Raw genomic sequence first — 20,071 nt, 5'->3', positions numbered from 1 at the left:
CCGGGGAACCCTGTGCCCCGGCAGCAACGGACACGGTGTGATCGCCCATCATGTCCGTCGCCCTCATCGATGAGGCGGAGCAGAGCGGCAACAGTGCTGCTCTGCCGCCCGACAGCGGCCTTGCCGCCATTGCCGCCATAGCAGGTTACTTTCGGATCGCATCCCGACCGGAGACGCTTACCCGCGAGCTGGCGCTGGATAAGCCCGCGGTCGCCGATGACCTCCTGCGCGCCGGCAAGATTATCGGCCTGAAGGCAAGGACGGTGTGCGGCGTCAGCGCCGCGCGGTTGGCAACTTTGCCCGTTCCGGCGATCGCCTGCCTACTCGACGGTTCCTTCGCCATTCTCGGTGCGGCCAATGCCGATGCGATGTACCAGCTCGTCAATCCGCTCGACTTTACCACCCGGCCTGTCGATGCATCCGCCCTGCTTGCCGAGACCTCGGGAACATTCATTCTCCTGCAGCGGCGCTTCGCCGGACCGGGTGCGGCGCGCGACGCCTTCGGCTTCCGCTGGTTCCTGCCGTCGATCTGGCGTTATCGCCATGCCTTCGGCCATGTGTTGTTGGCCTCTTTGATCGTGCAGATATTCGCGCTGATCACGCCCCTGTTCTTCCAGGTCGTGGTCGACAAGGTGCTGGCGCATCGCAGCTATTCGACGCTCATCGTTCTGGTCGTCGGACTGGTTGCCGTCGGCCTGTTCGACGTGATCCTGCAATATATGCGCACCTATGCACTCTCGCATACCACCAACCGTATCGACGTCGAACTCGGACGACGATTGTTCCGGCATCTGCTCAACCTGCCGCTCAACTACTTCGAGACGCGCCCGACCGGCCAAACGATCGCCCGCGTGCGCGAGCTGGAGACGATCCGCAACTTCCTGACCGGGCAGGGACTGTTCTCCGGCCTCGACCTGATCTTCACCTTCGTCTTCATCTTCGTCTTGTTCTCTTATTCGACACGGCTCGCCTGGATCGTCGTCGCCTCGATCCCTTTCTATTTGGCGATCGGCTTCCTGATCCGCCCACTGCTCAAAGACAAGATCGACGAGAAGTTCGAGCGCGGCGCCTACAGCCAGCAGTTCCTCGTGGAGACCGTCGTCGGCGTTCAGACGCTGAAGGCGTCGGCTGTCGAGCCGGTCGTGGCCTCGCAATGGGAGGAGCGGCTTGCGGGATACGTCCAGTCGTCCTTCGCGACCACCATGCTTGCCGCCAAGGGCCAGAACGCCATCCAATACGTCAGCAAGATCACGTCGGCCGCGTTACTGCTCTTCGGCGCGCAGGCGGTAATTGATGGTGAGCTGACGGTCGGCGCTCTCGTCGCCTTCAACATGATCGCCGGACAGGTCTCCCAACCGATCCTGCGGCTGTCGCAACTCTGGCAGGACTTCCAGCAGGTGCAGGTCTCGGTGGCTCGACTGGCGGATATCCTCAACGCGCCGGCGGAACCGCGCCCATCGGTCGCCGTCAGCCTGCCGCCGCCGAAGGGTGCGATCGGCTTCAAGCACGTCAACTTCCGCTATTCGCATGACGGTCCTGAGGTGCTGAAGGACATCAGCTTCGGCATCCGGCCGGGCGAGGTCATCGGCATTGTCGGACCGTCCGGCTCCGGCAAGTCGACGCTCACCAAGCTCGTGCAGCGCTTCTACGTACCAAGCAGCGGGCAGGTCTTCGTCGACGGGCAGGACATCGCCCAGGTCGATCCGGCCTGGTTGCGGGCCAATATCGGGGTCGTGCTGCAGGAAAACATGCTGTTCAACCGGACGATCCACGACAACATCTGCCTGGTGAACCCGTCGATGTCGCGCGCAGCGGCCATGCGGATGGCACGGCTCTCGGGTGCCGACGAGTTCATCGCCAAGCTGCCGCGCGGCTACGACACGCTGATCGAGGAGCGCGGCGCCAATCTCTCGGGCGGACAGCGCCAGCGCCTGGCGATTGCCCGAGCCCTGGCGACCAACCCGCCGATCCTGATCCTTGATGAGGCGACCTCCGCCCTCGACTACGAGAGCGAGCGGATCATCCTCGGCAATATGAGGGAGATCGTCAAAGGCCGTACCGTGATCATCATCGCCCACCGGCTGGCGACGGTGCGCCACTGCGATCGCATCATCGGCATGAAGGACGGCCGCATCGTCGAGGAGGGTAACCACGAGAGCCTGCTTGCCCGTCCCAACGGTCTCTATGCGCATCTCTGGGCATTGCAGACGGGGTTCAACCAGGCATGAACGTGCTCGTGCGCCCCAACAAGCGGAAAGGTCGTCCGCCGAAGCGGCCGCGCGCCGACAACGCCTTCCTGCCGGCCGCCCTCGAGATCCTCGAGACCCCGGCATCGCCGATCCGCACCGCGTTCATGTGGTTCATTGCGACCGTGGTGATCAGCGCTCTCGTCTGGAGCTATCTCGGCACCTTCGACATCGTCGCGACCGCTCAGGGCAAGATCCAGCCGACTGGGCGGGTGAAGGTGATCCAATCGATCGAGACGGGTAAGACGATCTCGGTTCCGGTCACCAACGGAGCGCGGGTCAAGGCCGGCGATCTCTTGGTGCAGCTCGACGAAACCGAGCTGAAGTCCGACGAGGACGGGATCCTCACCGAGTTGGAGGCGCTGCAGGCGGAGGTCACCCGCCGCAAATCTGTTGTGGACACCGCCCAGCGCTGGCAGGGCGATGGGATCTGGTTGACGGAACGGCCGGGCATCCAGCGGGAACTCGTCTTTCCCGGCACGGTCGCTCCCGACGTTCGCGATCGCGAACAGGCGATCTACCGCGCCGATCTCTCGCAGCTCGATACCGCACTTGCCAACATCGCCGCCCAAAGAACCCAGAGCGAGGCGACGGTTGCCCGCCTGGAGCAGACCGTCAGGGCGCAGACCACCTTGGTCGACACGCTCACAGAACGGGTCAAGATCCACAATGCGCTGATCGACCAATCGGTAGGTACGCGGGCCTCCCTTATCGATGCAATGGAGACGCAGCAGAAGGAACTGGCGGTCCTGACCGAGGAGAGCGGGCAACTGACCGAGGCCAAAGCCTCGCTCAGCGTCGCCTCAAGCGACGGCGACAAGACACTGGCCACCTTCATCGCCGACAACGTCAGCCGAGAGGGCGAGGCAGCCAGACGCGCCGACACCCTGGAACAGCAATTGATCAAGGCGCGCAAGCGGCGTCAGTCCATGACCATCGCGAGCCCGATTGATGGCACCGTCCAGGCGTCCGCCATCACCACTGTTGGCCAGGTGGTCTCAGCCGGCGCCGAACTCATGCGGATTGTTCCTGGAGACGGCACCCTGGAGGTCGAGGCCTATCTGCCGAACCGTGACATCGGCTTTGTTGCCGTCGGTCAGCCTGTCGTCGTCAAGGTCGAGGCTTTCCCCTTCACCCGCTACGGCATCATCACCGGACGGGTAACCGGTGTGGCTCGCGACGCCATCCCCGAGCCGGATGCGGGTCAACTCGAAGGCGATCCCGCCAAGGCGTTGCAGAGTGCGGTGCCGATCGCCAATGCCCAGCGTGTCCAGAACCTCGTGTTCCCGGTAACCGTCAGGCTGGACGTTCACGACATCGAGATCGAGGGCCTCAGGCAACCGCTGTCATCGGGCATGTCCGTCACCGTCGAGATCAAGACCGGCAAGCGCCGCATCCTCGAATACCTGTTTTCGCCGCTGGCTGAGATCGCCTCCGGGGCGATGAAGGAGCGGTGAGGCCTGGATTCCGTCGGATACGTGACTGAGAGACTGCGACTATGCACCTCCAGTATCGAATCCAGGACAAGATCACGAGTAATCCCAAGTCCGTGAAGACAGGTAAGCATTCGCCGAGGACCGCAGGTTCAGGCTTTCTTGCGTGCTTTGCGTTTCCACTTGGAGGCTAGCGCATCCACGTTTTTGCGAAGGTTTACGGCATCACAGGTTCTCTTGGACCTGAGCTGAATCCCACTTGAGGTGAGATGGAGAGGCTGGATTGCCCCTCCAAGGGCGGCCTCATGGAATTGTCTCAGTGCCCGCAAGCTTTGCTGTATCGCACGCTGTGGCGAGAATGAACGACACCCCAGCGCTTCAACAACGCAACTGGGGTCATCGTTCGTTGCCAAGAATAACATCCAGGAATGCAGCGTCGGTGCGCTGATCGTTCAACGGGTCACGAGCATCGTCTACAGAGCCTGTAGTTTTTATCAACCACAATCCGACATGTTATACGCGGTTTATATGGTTGTTAAAACGACCATTAAATCAGTTTGTGGAGGATTTAACCGCCATGTCGAAAAGAAATGCCTTGAGTTTGGCGCCCCCGTACATGGTGGAGCGTTCCCTAATAACTCTCGGCGCGCATCTCAGGACGGCGCGCCTTCGACGGAATTTGAAAGTACAGGACGTGGCTGAAAAAATCGGCGTTGGCAGACACGTGGTCTCGGATGCCGAGAAGGGGAAGGCGTCCACAAGCATTGCCGTCTACGCCGCCATGCTTTGGGTATTCGGGATGGCGGATCAGCTTGCACAAATGGCCGACCCCGACGCAGATGATGAAGGGAAAGCCCTTGAGAGTGCTCGATCACCAACACGGGCTAGACGACAAAGGACATCGAATGACGATTTCTAAAGGCGGTCCGTCGGAGTGTTTCGTCTACATAACGCTCCCAGGGCAGATCAAGGCGGTGACGGCCGGGCGCTTCTCGTTAACCAGGGATAGGCAGGGCACGAACGTGGGCCAGTTTGTCTATGGTCGCAGCTACCGAGACAATCCCGACGCAGTCGAGATCGACCCTGTCGACCTGCAGATTGCCCCTCGAAATTATGAAACTGCGGCAATGGGTGGCATATTCGGCTCTCTACGAGATGCTGGACCAGACCATTGGGGCCGGAGACTGATCGAAAGGCATGTTGGCAAAGCGCCTCTTAACGAATTGGATTACTTGCTCAATTCCCCTGATGATCGGGCCGGAGCTTTGGGCTTCGGACTAAACGTCAAACCTCCAGCCCCCAGCCGTGACTTCAACAAGACGTTTGATCTCGCACGATTGCAGGAAATCGCAGACGCGGTGGTGAGGGACGAAGATGTCGAGACGAGTGCAGAAAGAGAACAAATCGAAGAAATTCTACGGCTCGGGACATCGATGGGCGGCGCGCGGCCAAAGGCCGTCGTGGAAGATGCCAACGGCCTATGGCTTGCCAAATTCAATCGCAACGACGATCGATGGAATAACGCTCGCGTAGAACATGCGATGCTCCAACGCGGCCGAGAATGCGGCCTTCTGACAGCGGATAGTCGCATCACTACGGTCGCCGACCGCGACGTTCTTCTGGTCAAGCGGTTTGATCGTGAAAAAGTGCAGGGCGGCTATCACCGGGCGAGGATGGTGAGCGGGTTGACCCTCCTCCGGGCGGATGACAGTCACCGTTCACGTGATCTTTGGTCCTACATCCTGCTTGCCGAAGAACTTCGTCGTGTGTGCGAGGCACCCCAACGGCAAGCACACGAACTATTCAAACGGATGTCTTTCAACGCGCTGATTTCCAACACCGACGATCATCCGCGGAACCATGCCGCAATCGCCAAGAACAAGGATTGGAAGTTGTCACCGGCTTATGATTTAACCCCATCTACGCCGATCAGTCTCGGACAAAGGGATTTGGCGCTTACTTGCGGAGATCAGGGTCGGATAGCTCGTGCGAGCAACTTACTGTCTCAGTGCCATCGCTTCCTGTTAAGCCGGGAAGAGGCCATCGTGATCATGAAAAGCATGACAAATACAGTTCGAGACGCCTGGTATCATGTTGCGCGCTCAGCGGGCGTGACCGAAATCGATTGCAAGACTATCGAAGGTGCTTTCGTGTATCCCGGTTTTGGAGCGGAACAAATTTAGATGGCGAAGCTCAGTCGTGTCGGCCGGCCGCTGAATGGCGCTGTTGCGGCATTCGCTACCTGATTTCGAAAAAGCCCTAAGGTCGACGTCGGACCGCCAAGCCGCTGGACGGATTCAATTCATCTGGTGGGCGGTTTCCTCCTTTGACGCGGTTTGTTTCCGCTTGGGGTCAAACCGTTAAATGGAGGAAGTGTTCCAGACGTGGGGCTTCAGTCCGTCGCTTTGTCGGACCTTGGTCCGAAGCTCCGCGAAACCGTTCAGTCCTGCTGGGGGAAGCGGCTGAGCATCCGATCCTGCACGTTCTGCGGGCCTACGATCATCGCGGCAAGCGAGATGGCTTTGTCGCGGTCTGCGGTGTTTGTTATGAAACCTTCAAGCAAAACAATTGGTCCGAGCATCCTGATCATAATGGCACTGCTGTCGATATCTGGATCAGCCGATAGCGCTGCTTCGATTGTCGCGATGGTCGACGCCGAACTATGGCCTTGTGAACAGCACTCGTCATGGCTGTAGCTGTCAGGGCCGAACTTCATACTATCCTCCTGTTCCGCCCCTCCACGGAACTTCATGCATTTCACATGATGCTAATATGATGGGTGCGACTTAGGCTCGCCAGTCAGACTTAGGTCCGACTTTTCCGCCGCGTTATCTGACTTAAATGCTCCCCTATCCTTGTTGAGAGGACATCAGAGAGCTCTTGGTCGTTGTTGCGCAATTGCCGCCAGGGCTCCCCGAGCAAGCACCAAGTGGCCGATCCAGGGTGGGCATGTGAGTTTCACAGCGGATGTGGAACGCTTCTTGCAGGGTTAAAGGATTATTAGCCATGCAAAGGGCAGGTGTAATGGATTGGCACAGAAGCGAAGATTTCGCTCCTCTGTTGCTTGTAATGAGCGGTCGAGAAAAGCACAGGCTGGTCACATCACTACGGGAAGTCGCCGAGGCCCTTATCGTCGCCTGGCCCTCAGACGATGGCGAGGAATACATGGCGGCCGTAAAAACATGCCTGGATGCCATTCACGGCCATACCCCCGCGATGGCGGCACGGGCCGCACTTATTCGCGCTGCAGAGGAAGCCGGAATTCCCGTCATCGCCGTTGTTCACTGACGGTATGCCTCGGCCAGATCGCATTTGCAGGTGCTCGTGGGCGAAGCATTCGTCCACCTCTGAAACGATGGCGCAAGGGGACACCGAGGGGATCCCAAGAGAGCTTGTGACCTCCCTCATCCTTCATCGCGGCGAGCTATTGGATTGTGGCTCTTAGCCATATGACGGTGGCGGCAGCGCCCGCGTCCGGATGACCGATCCGGCGCGCCAATCAGGCCGGTATGTATCCGCTCGGCGCTCGTGATGACCGGAGTTCACCATGGCGAAGCATGTCCACACGCCGTGCCTGATCATGAAGTGCAGATGGCTGCCTATGAGCGGCATAAAGCTGTGCCTGACTTCCTGCTACACAGGCTCGCTTGGACCTGAGACGATTTCCGATCGTTACGCAGGTGCGGTCTTCATACCGCGCCAACTTCGAGGAAAGGCGCGGAAGACGGGCCGGGGCTTGCGGTAGTAGTACCTTTTGAATTCGGGAGAACTGACGCTGCCCGGGTGCGCAAACTGGGCGCCTCTCGGCTCGTTGCAAAACAATCGATCTCCCGGACATGGAAACGATCGTCTTCGCCTATGAATGCGCCGCTGCGCGCCGGCGGGCTGGTCGGTGATTTTCGACGATGTCTCCAAGGTGATCGAGGTGAAGCGTCGGTGTGCCGGGAAGCTTGACGATCAACTCAAGTTTGCCGCCCACGGCCTCCACATAGCTACGCAAGGTCGACAAGTACATGTCAGCCTGCTTCTCGATCTTTGAAACGGACGGCTGCTTGATGTTCAGCGCGGCCGCTATTTCCTCTTGAGCCTTACCGGCAATCTTGCGGAGCTCTCGCAGCCCTTCGACCTCCCTTCGCATCTCCTGATAGCGGGTCTCGATCTCTGCCTGCTGATCCTGGGGCAGCGAGGCTATCACTTCGGTCAGGCTCCGGCCCATATCGTTCATCCCTTCGTTGCGGTTTTTAGGCTTTCCAGATGTTCGAAAAGCCGGCTATCCGCCTTTGCAATGAGCTGCTTGTAGAAACGCTTCTGACTGCCACCTGATTTGTCACCCGCCACCAGTACGATCGCGTTACGCTCGGAATCAAAAGCGAAGGCGACACGCCACTCGCCATCAGCGGCAGAAAAGCGCATTTCCTTCATGTTGGCGTGTTTGGAGCCGTTGAGCGTGTCCACATAAGGCCGCCCAAGCTGTGGGCCATATTCGCCAAGCAGCGTGGCGACAGCCAGAAGTTCGGTTTGGACGCCGCGCTCAAGAGCGGCAAACTCTGCCTCGAAGGCGTCATGCAGCTTAACCTCCCAGATCATATAGCCTCCAAGCTATGTTGCGTCAAGAGTAGGTGAGAACGCTTCAATGGTGTCCTTCGGCAATGGCGGCGACCTGCATGAATCATCTGAGGAATAATCGTCAATCTGACGCTGGGTGATCACGCGATCAAAGGGTATGACGCGCCCGCCGCGTCCACGTTCCGTCCTGCACAGGACAGATGGCACTAAGCAGCTAACGCCATCGAATAGCCTGCCTAGGCAGAAAATTTCCGTGCGATCGCGGATGCGGCCTATGGTCGATGTGCATTTCATACAGAAACGCATGCTGGAGACCTTCATCGACTTCCGAATAGAAACCGAATGCCGACGCGTCAAAGTGTTCGACACTTGCGGGGTCGGAAATCTTCAATGCCAATTGCTCAGCCGAAAGATTCGTCTCGTAAGGGCGTTTCCCGTGGACAAAAACTTTTGCCGCAACGCTAGACATCGTTTTCACCGCGAGGTTCTCACTGTCTATAAAATACATAGGCCTGCCCGAAACAAGGAACGATTCCCGTCCCTTACGGTGACGGGTCGCAGCAACCAAGATCGAAGCCATTTAGGCAAATCGCCTCAACATACAGCCTCCAAACCCGAGCAATCGTTCTCTAAGAATCTCCAATGAAGGACGTTCTACACAAGAATCTGAATAGCCTGCGTTCACTCAGTTTTGAGGAATGGCTTGGCTGATTTCAGCTTTTCCTCGGCAGCACTCTCACACACCTTCAGTTCATCACGTAGCCTCGTTGCCTACCGAAAGCTATCCCATTCTCGCCGACGCCGTCGGGGCCACCAAGAGAAAATATCTGGCTGATGTCATTTGCAGCGGATCGTCAACATCGACCTGGAAACCCTTCCGCCTCACAGCAAAAACGTCGGCCGGCTGCACCGCGAGCTATTGGATCGTGGCTCTTAGCCATATGACGGCGGCGACAGCGCCTGCGTCCGGATGACCGATTGCGCGCTTTCCGAGATAACTCGCGCGTCCAAGCTTCGGATGCATGTCACTCGTCCGCTTCATTCCGTCCTCGGCTGCCTCCACGGCCGTGCGCCAAGCGGTCTTGAACGCCACGTTCGAACCGAGTTGATCGCTGAGCGTCCGGGCAGCGGGTTCCAATGCGTCAACCATGGTCCGGTCGCCGGGACGGGCCCCACCAAGATCCATGATCGCCTGAACCGCGTCCAAAAATGCGCCTGCTATGTCGGCGGCGGTCGGCTCGTCAATTGCAGACAAACGACGTGCCGCACGCATGAGTGCCGTGGCATAGAACGGCCCCGAACTTCCCGCGATCGCTTTCCTGACCCGCTCGCCAGCTTGCGACAAGGCTTGAGCAACGCTTGAGAATGCAGCGTCAGGCAGGGACAGCAAAGCGTCCGCGCCGCGCCGCATGCTTGCCCCAAGGTCGCCGTCGCCAGAGATGCTATCCAGTCGCGCCAACTCGTCTTCTGCATTGACAAGCGCGCTGGCGATGCTGGCGAACAGTTGACGCAACCGCTGGCCCGATTGAGTAACAACGGCGCGCCGACTGTCATCGGCGGGTACGGAATGGGAGGGGATGCTGATCGTCGCTCCAGGTTTATTGACTTTGCCTCCGCCTGGCCAGGCGAGCGTTTCGACCGGATGATCAAGACGCACTAGGTCGTCTGCCGTTACCGGCAAAATCGACAGCGAAAACCCAGGCATGTCGAGAGCGGAGAGGAACGTTCCGGCCCAACTGCGAACGACCGTCATGCCTTCTCGCTCAAGCCGCACCAGCCCGGCGCGTGCCAGGATGGCGAGCTCCAGGGGCGGCGTCGATCCAAGGCCATTCATGAGGAGCGCGACATCGTCTCCACGCTTGATTTTTCCGTCGGCAATCATCGTGTCGATAACGAGATCCACCAATGCGTCCGCCGAAGCATTGGCCATCCTCTTGACACCCGGTTCACCATGAATGCCGAGCCCGATCTCGATTTCATTCTCCCCAAGTGTAAAGCCGGGCTTGCCGACGGAAGGAAGCGTACAGGATCCAAGCGAAACACCCATGGAGGAGATCCGCTCTGCCGCGGCCTTGGCGATCGCTGCGACACTGCCAAGTGGCAGGCCCTCAGCGGCCGCCGCGCCGGCGAGCTTGTGAACCAGGACGGTGCCGGCGATGCCACGGCGGCGCTCGGCAGGAACCGTGTCACGAAGTGCTGTATCGTCTGCAACGACGACAATCTCGACCGGTATCCCTTCAGCACGTGCCATCTCGGCGGCGAGCCCAAAGTTTAACCTGTCGCCCGTGTAGTTCTTGACAATGAGAAGAACGCCGGCAGGCCCGCCAACCGCCCGGATCGCGGTAAGGACGGCATCGGCACTTGGCGAGGTGAAGACGTCGCCTGCCACCGCCGCCGTCAGCATGCCGGGCCCAACATAGCCGGCATGGGCCGGCTCATGGCCGCTGCCGCCGCCGGAGATCAGCGCGACCTTACGGGCGCAATCTTCCGGCAGTCGCGCCTGAACGACGATGTTTTCGTCTCCCAGGAGTGCGGTTGCCGGCGACAGGGCAACAACGCCTTCCAGCATTTCCCGGACGACATCTTCCGGCCGGTTGATCAGTTTTTTCATCTTCACTCCCATAGCAATGTAAAGATTATTGGACCCCATGGGTCTGCGGCAACACCCTTGCGGTCACCCCACGGCCGTGACTTCGACGGCGGGACGCTTGCTGCGGCCGCGGTCACGCTGCGCCGCCGGGCGATGAGGGCGCTGCTCGAGGGCGCGGGCAACGAGCGAGGCCGGCCAGGCGAGCGCAAAATAAAGCAGCGCAGTCAGCGCGAAGACGGAGAGCGGCATGAAACTCTCAGACATGATCTCGCGCGAGACCAGCGTCAGTTCCGGAACCGCGATGAGGGCGCAGATGGAACTGTCCTTCAGCAGCGAGACCAGATTGATCAACAGCGGGGCAATCGTATGCCGGACCGCCTGCGGCAAAAGAACAAGCCGGAACGTCTGGAATGGTGTCATGCCGCTTGCCAGTGCCGCCTCGCGCTGGCCCGTCGGAATGGCGCTAAGGCCAGCGCGGAACACTTCGGCGAGATAGGCGCCATAGACCGCTGCAAGGCCGATCGTTCCGGCAGACAAGGCCGACAGGGTGATTCCTGCGACCGGCAACGCGAAATAGAGAAGATAAAGGATCACCAGAACCGGCACGCCGCGCGCACATGCGATATAAAGGCGTGCAATGAGCCTGAGCGCGGGATTGCGGCGACTGCGCAGATATTCGATGAGCAGCGCCAGTACGAAGGCGAGGCAAAATCCGCCCACCGTCAGCGCAAACGTCGATCGCAGGCCAACGAGCAGCCGCGGCACCCAGTCGGTAACATTGTCTGCAATGGTTTCGACGAACATCATCGCGTCTCCAGCCGGCGCTCAACCAGGGACGTGAACTGCGCAACGGCGCCAGTCAGAACCAGGTAGACGAGTGCGGCACTTCCATAAATCAGGGTTGTTTCGAAGGTCTCGTTGACGAGCTGGCGAGCGTTGAACATGATCTCGGGTGCAGCGATCGCGGCGACAAGGGACGTATCCTTGACAAGCGCAACCGCGTAGTTGCCGAGCGAGGGCAGCGCCAGTCTCAATCCTTGCGGAAACACGATCAGTCGAAAGGCGACGAAGGGCGCCAGGCCGATCGATGCCGCAGCCTCACTCTGGCCGGCGGGAACGGATAGAAACCCCGAGCGAAATATGTCGACGGTAATTGCGCCGCCAATCAGGCCCAGCCCGACGATGGCCGCCAGCATCGACGGCATCCTGATTCCAAGCGATGCAAGGCCGAAATAGAGCAGGAACAGAAATGTCAGGCTCGGCACGTTGCGCAGCGCTTCGACATAGACGCGGATGGTCGTCTGGAGCATGCGGTTGTTCGTCAAAACGGCGGCTGCGGCAAGCGCCATGCCAATGGCGAGCGCAACGGCAAGCGCGCCTGCGGTGACCTTGACGGTAACCAGCGCTCCGGTCAACAACGCCTCAGCGATCAAGCCTGGAAGTGCATCACTCATCGGCCCCCCCAAGCTTGAGGCTTGCGAGAAATTGCTTCAGGCGAGGTGACTTCGGCTGATCAAGCACCGCCTTTGCGGATCCCTCTTCGATGATCTGCCCGCCATCCATGAAAATGATGCGATCGGCGACCTCGCGCGCAAAGGCGATCTCGTGCGTGACGAGAACCATGGCCCGCCCTTCGGCTGCCAGCTCCTTGATCACGGTCAGCACTTCACCGACGAGCTCTGGATCGAGCGCCGATGTCGGTTCGTCGAAGAGCAGGAGCTTCGGCTGCTGCGCCAGCGCGCGGGCGATCGCCACACGCTGCTGCTGGCCACCAGAGAGCCGCTGCGGCATCTCCTCGGCCTTGTGCGCCAGATGGACCTTGCCGAGCAGATCGCCTGCAAGCATCTCGGCATCACCGCGGCTCATCCCCCTGACCTTGCGTGGCTGCAGCGCGACATTGGCGCGAACGGAAAGATGCGGCCAGAGGTGGAAATGCTGGAACACCATCCCGATTTCCGCCCGCTGCGGCGCCATCTCCCGATCCGTCATTGGCTGCCCATTCCGCCTGCGTCCGATCAACTGCCCTTCGAGGCTTATCTCGCCCTCTGTCGGTGGCTCGAGATAGTTGATGGCTCTCAGACAAGTCGATTTGCCGGAGCCGCTCGGACCGATCAGAGCGACACGCTCGCCCCGGTCAAGCTTGAATGAGACATTCTTGAGGACTGTCAGATGACCGAAGGTTTTGCCGAGATTGGCGACCTCCAGTAGAGTGTCGGCGGCCATGGTGACCTCCTTGTTCGAACGGTGGATGCGGCCGGTCGCCCGGCCGCCACTCTTGCTATTTTCCGCAGGCTGGCGGCGTCCAGCCGGCGGCGCGATCGGCGCCGACCCGAAAGTTTGCGGCCGACGGCGTAAAGTTGGCCTCGCTGATATTGCCGTAGCGTCTGCCGATCGCCTTCACGTCACATGAGCTCCAGAGCGCGCGAATCTCGGCGCTGAGATCAGCGGCAAGAGCGGCATTCTCCTTGGACAGGCCAAAAACATACTGGCGGCCGAGACCCGTCAGCAGCGGAAAGTCGGGGTTATTGTCGGTAAAGGCGAGATTGACGAGACCCCAGTCAGGATTCTTCAACAGGGCATAGTCGATGACCGGCGGGTCGCCGACCAGCGCCTCGATACGCCCGGCCAGCAGATCGCGAAGTGCCGCGTCGGTGCTGTCATAAAGGGAGAGTTCCAGTCCAGGTACCCGTCGAAGCTCCGGCAGGAACGAGAAGCCTGTCATTGAGCCGACCTTGCGGTTCTCGAGGTCCTTGAGTGTGTGCCATCCAGAGGCCTTCTTCGAGGTGATGCCGTTTTGAAAGTAGCCTGTCGGATCCGTCATCGAGAGCGTATCGGCGCGCTGCTTTGTCCAGGCAACGTTGCCGCCGATAATGTCGACGCGGCCGGTCTGCACGGCAGCGATCGCTCCCGACCACTCCATTGGCACCGGCTTGATCGTCAGGCCGAGTTTGTCGGCCACGATCTGAAGGATGTCACCGTCATAACCGGCAAGCTTTCCATCGCGGGCGACCAGTCCCGGCATGTCGCCGGTGATGGCGACGGAGAGCACGTTTTCTTCGCTCAGATGGTAGGACGGATCGATGGCCGCGGCCGGACCCGATGCGAGTCCGATTGTGAGCGCCACAGCGCCGCCGAGAAATTGATGAAGTGGATGTCGCATGTCTGTTCCCTTTCGTTTCCCTTGTGAATTTCAGGATTGAACGGCCGTCGCCGGAGGCTGGTTGAACCGGGTCATGGCGAGGCCGGATATGGATGTCGGTGAATGACCTTCGAGGCAGAGCTCGGCGAGCACCGCACCGACGGCCGGCCCGAGTTGGAAGCCGTGGCCGGAAAAGCCGAAGGCGTGAAAGAGTCCTTCGACGGTTGGGCTTGGCCCGACGACCGGCAGTCCGTCGGGCAACCGTCCCTCAATGCCCGTCCAGCTTCGCAAGAGCAGGACGTTCTTTAGCTCAGGCACCATGGCGACGGCTGCTGCGGCCGCCTCCATGGTGATTTCGGCGAGCGGCCTGGCGCGCAGGCGCTCTCGATCGGCAGTACCGAGGCCGGCACCGAAGATGACGCTTCCATGGGCGGTTTGGCGGATATAGATGCCGCCGCCACAGATGCCGAGATTTGGACCAATCAACGGGGCGATCGGCTCGGTCACGCACATGTTCGGCGCCATCACCGTCTCATCAACGTGGTCGCCGAATTGCGCGGCGATCGCCGCACCCCAGGCACCGGCAGTGTTGACCAGACGGCGCGCTGTGAGCACGATCGGATCATTGTCGAGGCGGATGGAAAATCCGCTGTTGGAACGCTCGGCGCTGATCACCGGGCAACCCTCGCGAATGTCGGCTCCCAGTGCGCGGGCAGCGCGCGCAAAGGCAGGCGCGACGAGCCGCGGATTGGCTTGACCGTCCTCGGCGCACAAAGAGCCGCCCGCATAACGGCTCGAAAGATATGGGAACCTGCCCCTGAGATCGTCTGCGTCGAGAACAGTCGTATGGATGCCGTGCGCGCCAAGGAGCAAATGATGCGCAATCAGCTCGGCCATGTCGTCATCGTTGCGGGCAAGTTTCAAGTGGCCGGTGGCCGTAAACTCGCAGTCCGTGCCGATCAAACTTTTCAGGCTGCCCCAGATTGCCCGGCTCCTGCGCGCAAGGGCAAGCTCGGCTGGATGACGCCCCTGCTGACGGACACCTCCATAATTGACGCCGCTTGCCTGGGCGCCGCAGCGGCCGCGCTCCACGAGTACCACGGAGGCGCCCTTGAGGCGGGCATGGAGAGCCGTTGAGCAGCCAGCAAGCCCACCGCCGATGATCGCAATGTCGAAGACCCCGGTCACGGCTCGCCTCCGGTAAGATCGGCAAGCGTGACTGGCTTGATGGGCGCCTGTGCGCGCAAGCGACCAACGGTCTCGATGCCAACGCCAGCCGCCGAAGCGATGAGTTCGGCAGCGGAAGCGCCACAAAGTCGTCCCTGGCAGCGCCCCATTCCGACGCGGCAAAAGGCCTTTATCCGATTGATCTCGGCCTCGCCTGAGGCCGCCACCGCCTGACGGACTGTCCCCGCGGTCAGGCCTTCACAGCGACAGACGAGGACGTCGTCCGAAAGCGCGGCAGCGACCCGATGCGGGAACGCGAAGATCTGATCCATCGCTTTTCGAAAACGCGCGGTCTTTGCGACCGTGCGCCGGTCACGTCCAATCTCGATCGGCTCAATGTGACCGCTGTCACGCAGCAGCGCTGCTGCCGCCAGCCGTCCACTGGCCTGGGCAGTCTCGCTGCCGCGGATCGAAAACCCGTCACCGGCAAGATAGACGTTCGCCATTGACGAGCGGCCGTCGCGATCGGCGTGGGGCAACCATTGTCTCTGAACAGGGTCAAAGGAGAATTCGAGCCCCAGCAGATCAGCGATCTGGGTTTCCGCCTTCAGGCCATGACCGATTGCCAGGCCATCGCAGGTCGCAACCTTGTCGCGGCCACGCCAATGATAGGCAATGCCCGTCACATGATCATCGGCGCCGCGCAGGACCTCGATCAACCGGACGCCAGTCAATAGCGGAACGCCGCGCCTGCGAAGCGTGGCCATGTAGAACAGCCCTTTTGTGAAGGCGGTTCGGCCCGAAGCGAGCGCAGGCAGCAGCGCCATATGGCCGAAGGGATTGCCGACTTCGAGAACCGCGACAACGGTCGCGCCCGCCTTGGCATACTGGTAGGCGACGAGGTAGAGGAGAGGGCCGGTACCGGCAAAGACGACGCGCTGGCCGATCAAGGATGCTTCCGCCTTGAGCGCAATCTGTGCGCCCCCGAGGCTATAGACGCCCGGGGCCGTCCACCCTTTCACCGGCACGATCCTGTCCATCGCACCCGTCGCGATGATCAGATGGGACCAGTTCTGGACGGAGGGCCCGCTTCTACTGACGACATGCAGCTTTCCTTCGCATGCGCTCCAGATATGGGTCTCGGGTCGATAGTCGATCTTCGGTGCGAGCGCAGCGAAACCATCCCGAAATTCGACCGCCCTTCTTGCGTCGAAGCCGTAGAGTTCGTCGTCGGTTCTTTTGAGCTCGGCCCGTGGATGGCGGAAGATCTGTCCGCCCGGCTGAGCCGCCTCATCGATGACAACCGGCCGCAATCCGCACTGCGCAAGGGCGGCTGCGGCCGCAATGCCTGCTGGTCCTGCACCGATAATGACTGGGGTCGTGTCCATCAGATCGCCTCCGGCGCAGTCGTCAAGAGTTCCATGTCGGCTTCCACACGGCTCGTGCAGGTCCGCAGGCGGCGCCCATCTTTGCGCCACAGCCAGCAATCCTGGCAGGTGCCCATCAGGCAGAAGCCCGCACGCCTCTCAGGAAGAAACTCAAAGTTGCGAGCGTGACCGATATCCATCCTGATGGCCGTCAGCACGGTCTCGCCTTGCCGGGCAGTATAGGGTCGACCATCGACCATGATCCGGATCGCCTTGGCGCCAGCAGCGGCAAGTCTCTTCGGGCCGGAATGGGCCTGATCCACCATCTTCGTATCCTTCCTCCCGGATTTGATGTTGACAGGCTAGGCGTCCATATTATGGATGTCAATGCTGATAGAAATCCACAGATGCAAGTTCAACAGAAGGATGCTCGAAACTTGAATACTACCACAGGGAGTATCTCGATGACCCGCCACAGCGAATGCGGCGCTTCGGTTCTGGCCGCCCGTTGCAACGGGATCGACCGCGTTCCGTCAGGCGTGCACAGTTCCGCGCGTCGCACACTCTTGGATACGCTCGGCGTTGCGGCGGCAGGATCGACGACGGATGCGGGCCGAGCCTCGCTCAAGGCGGCAGCCGAGATATGGGGAGACGGCGCAGCGGCCGTCTGGTTTACAAAACGGCGTCTACCGCCTGTTGGAGCGGCCTTCGTCAATGCCACCTACGCGGCCGCCCTTGATCTCGATGATGGGCACCGTAAGGCATCCGGTCATCCCGCCGCCGCGATCGTGCCCGCCGTACTTGCCATTGCCGGGTCAGCCGACTGCAGCGCCGACCGGTTGCTTTGCGCGATCGTCCTTGGCTACGAGATTGCCGTGCGCATTTCGGCTGCGCGCGATATCAGGACGATCCGCACAACGGACACAGGGCTGTGGTGTGGAGCGGGTGTTGCGGCTGCCTGCGGATGGCTGAAAGGGCTGTCGACATCGGTGATTGCCAACGCCATCGCGATCGCGGGACAGACCGCGACATCTCAGGCGGCGACCGGTTGGACCAGGCTCGGCCACACCGTCAAGGAAGGCATACCTTGGGCTACGGCGAACGGGCTTCAGGCGCTGGCGCTTGCAGCTGCGGGCCATCGTGGCCCCCTCGATATACTGGACGATCCCGCGCTCTACGACCGGCAACGTCTGCTGGACGGCTATTCAAAGACCTGGGCGATCGATGAGGCATACTTCAAGCTCTACAGTTGTTGCCGATGGGGACATGCCGCAATTGATGGAGCATTGGTTCTCGCTCAGCGACTGCAGGCGGGTCCCGACGATATCGAGGGCTTGATGATTGAAACCTTCGAGCGTGCGCTGACGCTGCCGAACCAAAGTGAGCCCCAATCGGCCGAGGCCGCACAGTATAGCATTCCCTTCTGTGTCGCCTTGGCACTGGTACACGGCGAAAAGGCGTTGCTGCCGATGGACGATGCGCACCTTTTCGACAAGCGCGTGACCGGGCTTGCCCGACGCATCGGCTTGTCGAGCGCAAATGACTATTTCGATTCTTTTCCTGCCGCCACGCCGGCACGTGTGACGATGACGGCGAAGGGAAAACGCGAAACGATCGAAGTGCTGCATCCAAGGGGCGAACCGCAAAATCCGCTGACTGCGCGCGAACTGCAGGAAAAGTTCATGAAGCTCTCGTCGGCTCTGAGCCAGGAGCAGACGGCAGGTATTGTGACGGCGGTCCACGGGCTTGGCATCCATCATAATCCGGCTGCGCTGATTGAGACATTAAGCAGCGCCAGCTAGACGTTTACAATGTCGCCCGGATGTATAAGGAATTCCTCGAACTTTGAGTTTGGGGGCAACGCATGGCGAAGGACGAGATCGCGGCAACAGGAACTCAGCTGCTGGACAGGGCGGTCGCGATCCTGAAGTATCTCGGTGATGTCGGCCAGCGCGGTGCGTCGATGGCGACAATCGGCGAGGCCATGGGCCTGAAGCAGCCGACGGTTCATCGTATTGTTAGCGCCCTCGAGCGCCATGGCCTGGTCGATCGCGAGCGGGAAACAAAGCGCTACCGGCTGGGCCTTGCGCTCTTTGCAATGGGGGTGTCGGCAGCCGATGGCACAGGACTTCGTCAGCTCGCCCGCCCAGCGCTGTTGCGGCTTGCGGCTGCGACAAGCGACTCGGTGTACCTGATGGCGCGTGCCGGCTTCAACACTGTTTGTGTTGACCGCCAGCAGGGCACCTATGTGATCGACAGCCTGACCGGCCATATCGGCGGGCAGATCCCGATGGGTATAGGGCCGGCAAGCCAGGCCATTCTTGCCTTTCTTCCGCCGGCGGAAGCCGACGTCATTCTCAACACGAACGCAATGCTCTACAAGAAATTTGGCACCTTCACGTCACGTAAGATCAAGGACGCGCTTGAGAAGATCCGCGAGCAGGGATATGCGATCGACGATGGAGAACTTGTCGCAGGGATTGCCTCCATCGCAGTGCCGATCTTGCCGCCGGGCCGCGATGCAATCGCTTCGATTGCCATCAATCTCACGAGCCCCAGGTTAACGGCCGAGAGAAGGCCAGAACTCGTCGCACTGTTGACCAGGGAGGTGCGGGAGATCGAGCAGCAGCTCAATCCACTCGCCACCTGACGCCACAAGCGCAACGATAGAACCCAGAGAACCCACCGCCGGACCGGGCGCCATTAGCGATCTGCGATCCAGCCGGCGCGTCATGGCCCAGCAAAGCAGCGCATCGTTGCTTATCAGGTTGTCTTGCTGCCTTATCGGAACAAGCCACAGAAGAAATAAAGCCGGAACGTCGTCACATATTCCGGCCCACTTGTTTTGACGAACGACCTATACGTGCTGCTCTTGCGTGCATCTTTCTACGGGCGGCATTGACGAAAGACGGGGACGAGGCGTTGCGGCGCAGCGGCGTTTCCGCTGCCCATCCCGGATCTCCCGGATCGGGGTGGTCTTGATGCAGAACCGCTCACCGCCGGGATGGAAGGCGATGATGTCCAGCGTCGCCTGACCTGGGGCCGAAGCTGCCGTTTTCATCCAGCGTTCGTCCGTTCCGTCCATAATTTCACACAAGGCGGCCGATTCAAGCCGCCTTTCTTTTCATTGATCACCTTTGTTTGGCAGATAGGTGCGTATTCTTTCCGCTTGCAGCAGCCTTGAAGAGCAAAATTGTACGAAAAGTCGGGCTGTTCGATATCCCGCCGCACGCAAGGCAACTACCGCTTTTTCGATCGGGGGTCATTGATCCTCAAACTGGCTGGATTGAAAACTGGTGGCTGTGGGACGGGGAAAACACCCGAATGGTTGGTTCGATTAGTCAAGAGCAACGAAAGCTACCGATTAAATCGATATGGAACGACACTTTGCTCATCGAACGAATCGAACAAGGGTGGTCGCCGGAGAAGGATGGTCGCTGAACACTCGCTCTGCTCTTCTTGGGGCGAGATGCAGTCCCGGCCCGTGGGCTGGCGCCGCGGCTCGTCGTGCCACTTTGGGCAGGACATCACACTCGATGCTGCCCGCGCCGCATTTCTTCGCT

At 60.4% G+C, this 20,071-nt stretch carries 19 protein-coding genes and 1 pseudogene; 8 read left to right on the top strand and 12 right to left on the bottom strand.

What is annotated here, in order from left to right; translation table 11 throughout:
• Positions 1–50 precede the first annotated feature (50 nt).
• From PMI09_RS08380 to PMI09_RS08365, 4 genes are all read left to right on the top strand, one after another.
• A complete protein-coding gene (locus tag PMI09_RS08380) occupies positions 51–2,228 on the top strand; it encodes a type I secretion system permease/ATPase (protein WP_007791116.1) in 2,178 nt (725 codons plus the stop codon).
• Complete coding sequence (locus tag PMI09_RS08375) at positions 2,225–3,703, top strand: HlyD family type I secretion periplasmic adaptor subunit (RefSeq protein WP_007791113.1); 1,479 nt, start codon at positions 2,225–2,227, stop codon at positions 3,701–3,703. Before PMI09_RS08380 ends, PMI09_RS08375 begins: the two co-directional genes overlap by 4 nt.
• A 553-nt stretch (positions 3,704–4,256) precedes the next feature.
• Positions 4,257–4,598, top strand: a complete 342-nt coding sequence (locus PMI09_RS08370; protein WP_037082320.1) for a helix-turn-helix domain-containing protein — start codon at positions 4,257–4,259, stop codon at positions 4,596–4,598.
• Positions 4,585–5,862 carry a type II toxin-antitoxin system HipA family toxin gene (locus tag PMI09_RS08365; RefSeq protein WP_007791110.1) on the top strand — a complete coding sequence of 426 codons (1,278 nt, stop codon included), beginning with the start codon at positions 4,585–4,587 and terminating at the stop codon, positions 5,860–5,862. The genes PMI09_RS08370 and PMI09_RS08365 overlap by 14 nt, the downstream gene beginning before the upstream one ends.
• Before the next feature lie 257 nt (positions 5,863–6,119).
• On the opposite strand, the gene PMI09_RS08360 is transcribed toward PMI09_RS08365, so the two are convergent.
• The gene (locus PMI09_RS08360; protein ID WP_007791107.1) at positions 6,120–6,395 is read right to left on the bottom strand and encodes a BON domain-containing protein; all 276 of its coding nucleotides are present in this window, start codon (positions 6,393–6,395) and stop codon (positions 6,120–6,122) included.
• Positions 6,396–6,685: 290 nt separating this feature from the next.
• On the opposite strand from PMI09_RS08360, the gene PMI09_RS08355 reads away from it, so the two are divergent.
• A complete protein-coding gene (locus tag PMI09_RS08355; RefSeq protein WP_007791104.1) occupies positions 6,686–6,967 on the top strand; it encodes a DUF982 domain-containing protein in 282 nt (93 codons plus the stop codon).
• A 568-nt stretch (positions 6,968–7,535) separates the two neighbouring features.
• On the opposite strand, the gene PMI09_RS08350 is transcribed toward PMI09_RS08355, so the two are convergent.
• The 11 genes and pseudogenes from PMI09_RS08350 to PMI09_RS08300 form a co-directional block, all read right to left on the bottom strand.
• Positions 7,536–7,895 (bottom strand): XRE family transcriptional regulator, encoded by a 360-nt coding sequence (locus PMI09_RS08350; RefSeq protein ID WP_007791099.1) that lies wholly within the window; start codon positions 7,893–7,895, stop codon positions 7,536–7,538.
• A gap of 5 nt (positions 7,896–7,900) precedes the next feature.
• Positions 7,901–8,266: a type II toxin-antitoxin system RelE/ParE family toxin gene (locus PMI09_RS08345; RefSeq protein ID WP_007791096.1), complete on the bottom strand. Its 366-nt coding sequence runs from the start codon at positions 8,264–8,266 to the stop codon at positions 7,901–7,903.
• A 215-nt stretch (positions 8,267–8,481) separates the two neighbouring features.
• Positions 8,482–8,714, bottom strand: a pseudogene (locus PMI09_RS32610) (hypothetical protein).
• A 447-nt stretch (positions 8,715–9,161) separates the two neighbouring features.
• Positions 9,162–10,856, bottom strand: a complete 1,695-nt coding sequence (locus tag PMI09_RS08335; RefSeq protein ID WP_007791090.1) for a dihydroxyacetone kinase family protein — start codon at positions 10,854–10,856, stop codon at positions 9,162–9,164.
• Positions 10,857–10,919: 63 nt separating this feature from the next.
• Positions 10,920–11,642, bottom strand: a complete 723-nt coding sequence (locus PMI09_RS08330) for an amino acid ABC transporter permease (RefSeq protein ID WP_007791087.1) — start codon at positions 11,640–11,642, stop codon at positions 10,920–10,922.
• Complete coding sequence (locus PMI09_RS08325) at positions 11,639–12,289, bottom strand: amino acid ABC transporter permease (RefSeq protein ID WP_007791085.1); 651 nt, start codon at positions 12,287–12,289, stop codon at positions 11,639–11,641. The genes PMI09_RS08330 and PMI09_RS08325 overlap by 4 nt, the downstream gene beginning before the upstream one ends.
• Positions 12,282–13,058 carry an amino acid ABC transporter ATP-binding protein gene (locus tag PMI09_RS08320; protein ID WP_007791081.1) on the bottom strand — a complete coding sequence of 259 codons (777 nt, stop codon included), beginning with the start codon at positions 13,056–13,058 and terminating at the stop codon, positions 12,282–12,284. Before PMI09_RS08320 ends, PMI09_RS08325 begins: the two co-directional genes overlap by 8 nt.
• A gap of 55 nt (positions 13,059–13,113) precedes the next feature.
• Entirely contained in the window at positions 13,114–13,995 is an 882-nt protein-coding gene (locus tag PMI09_RS08315; protein ID WP_007791076.1) for a substrate-binding periplasmic protein, read from the bottom strand.
• A gap of 30 nt (positions 13,996–14,025) precedes the next feature.
• Entirely contained in the window at positions 14,026–15,162 is a 1,137-nt protein-coding gene (locus PMI09_RS08310; RefSeq protein WP_007791073.1) for an NAD(P)/FAD-dependent oxidoreductase, read from the bottom strand.
• Positions 15,159–16,529: an FAD/NAD(P)-dependent oxidoreductase gene (locus tag PMI09_RS08305; protein ID WP_007791070.1), complete on the bottom strand. Its 1,371-nt coding sequence runs from the start codon at positions 16,527–16,529 to the stop codon at positions 15,159–15,161. Before PMI09_RS08305 ends, PMI09_RS08310 begins: the two co-directional genes overlap by 4 nt.
• Positions 16,529–16,834: a (2Fe-2S)-binding protein gene (locus tag PMI09_RS08300; RefSeq protein ID WP_007791066.1), complete on the bottom strand. Its 306-nt coding sequence runs from the start codon at positions 16,832–16,834 to the stop codon at positions 16,529–16,531. The genes PMI09_RS08305 and PMI09_RS08300 overlap by 1 nt, the downstream gene beginning before the upstream one ends.
• Before the next feature lie 138 nt (positions 16,835–16,972).
• On the opposite strand from PMI09_RS08300, the gene PMI09_RS08295 reads away from it, so the two are divergent.
• The 3 genes from PMI09_RS08295 to PMI09_RS31855 form a co-directional block, all read left to right on the top strand.
• Positions 16,973–18,310: an MmgE/PrpD family protein gene (locus PMI09_RS08295; RefSeq protein WP_007791063.1), complete on the top strand. Its 1,338-nt coding sequence runs from the start codon at positions 16,973–16,975 to the stop codon at positions 18,308–18,310.
• A gap of 62 nt (positions 18,311–18,372) precedes the next feature.
• Entirely contained in the window at positions 18,373–19,158 is a 786-nt protein-coding gene (locus tag PMI09_RS08290) for an IclR family transcriptional regulator (RefSeq protein ID WP_007791060.1), read from the top strand.
• Between the two features lie 543 nt (positions 19,159–19,701).
• Positions 19,702–20,071: hypothetical protein (locus PMI09_RS31855; protein ID WP_210160819.1), on the top strand; the 370-nt coding region annotated here is incomplete at its 3' end.

It is taken from the genome of Rhizobium sp. CF122 (assembly GCF_000282035.1).
Classification (GTDB): domain Bacteria; phylum Pseudomonadota; class Alphaproteobacteria; order Rhizobiales; family Rhizobiaceae; genus Rhizobium.
This window is presented reverse-complemented; position numbering and strand designations above follow the sequence as displayed.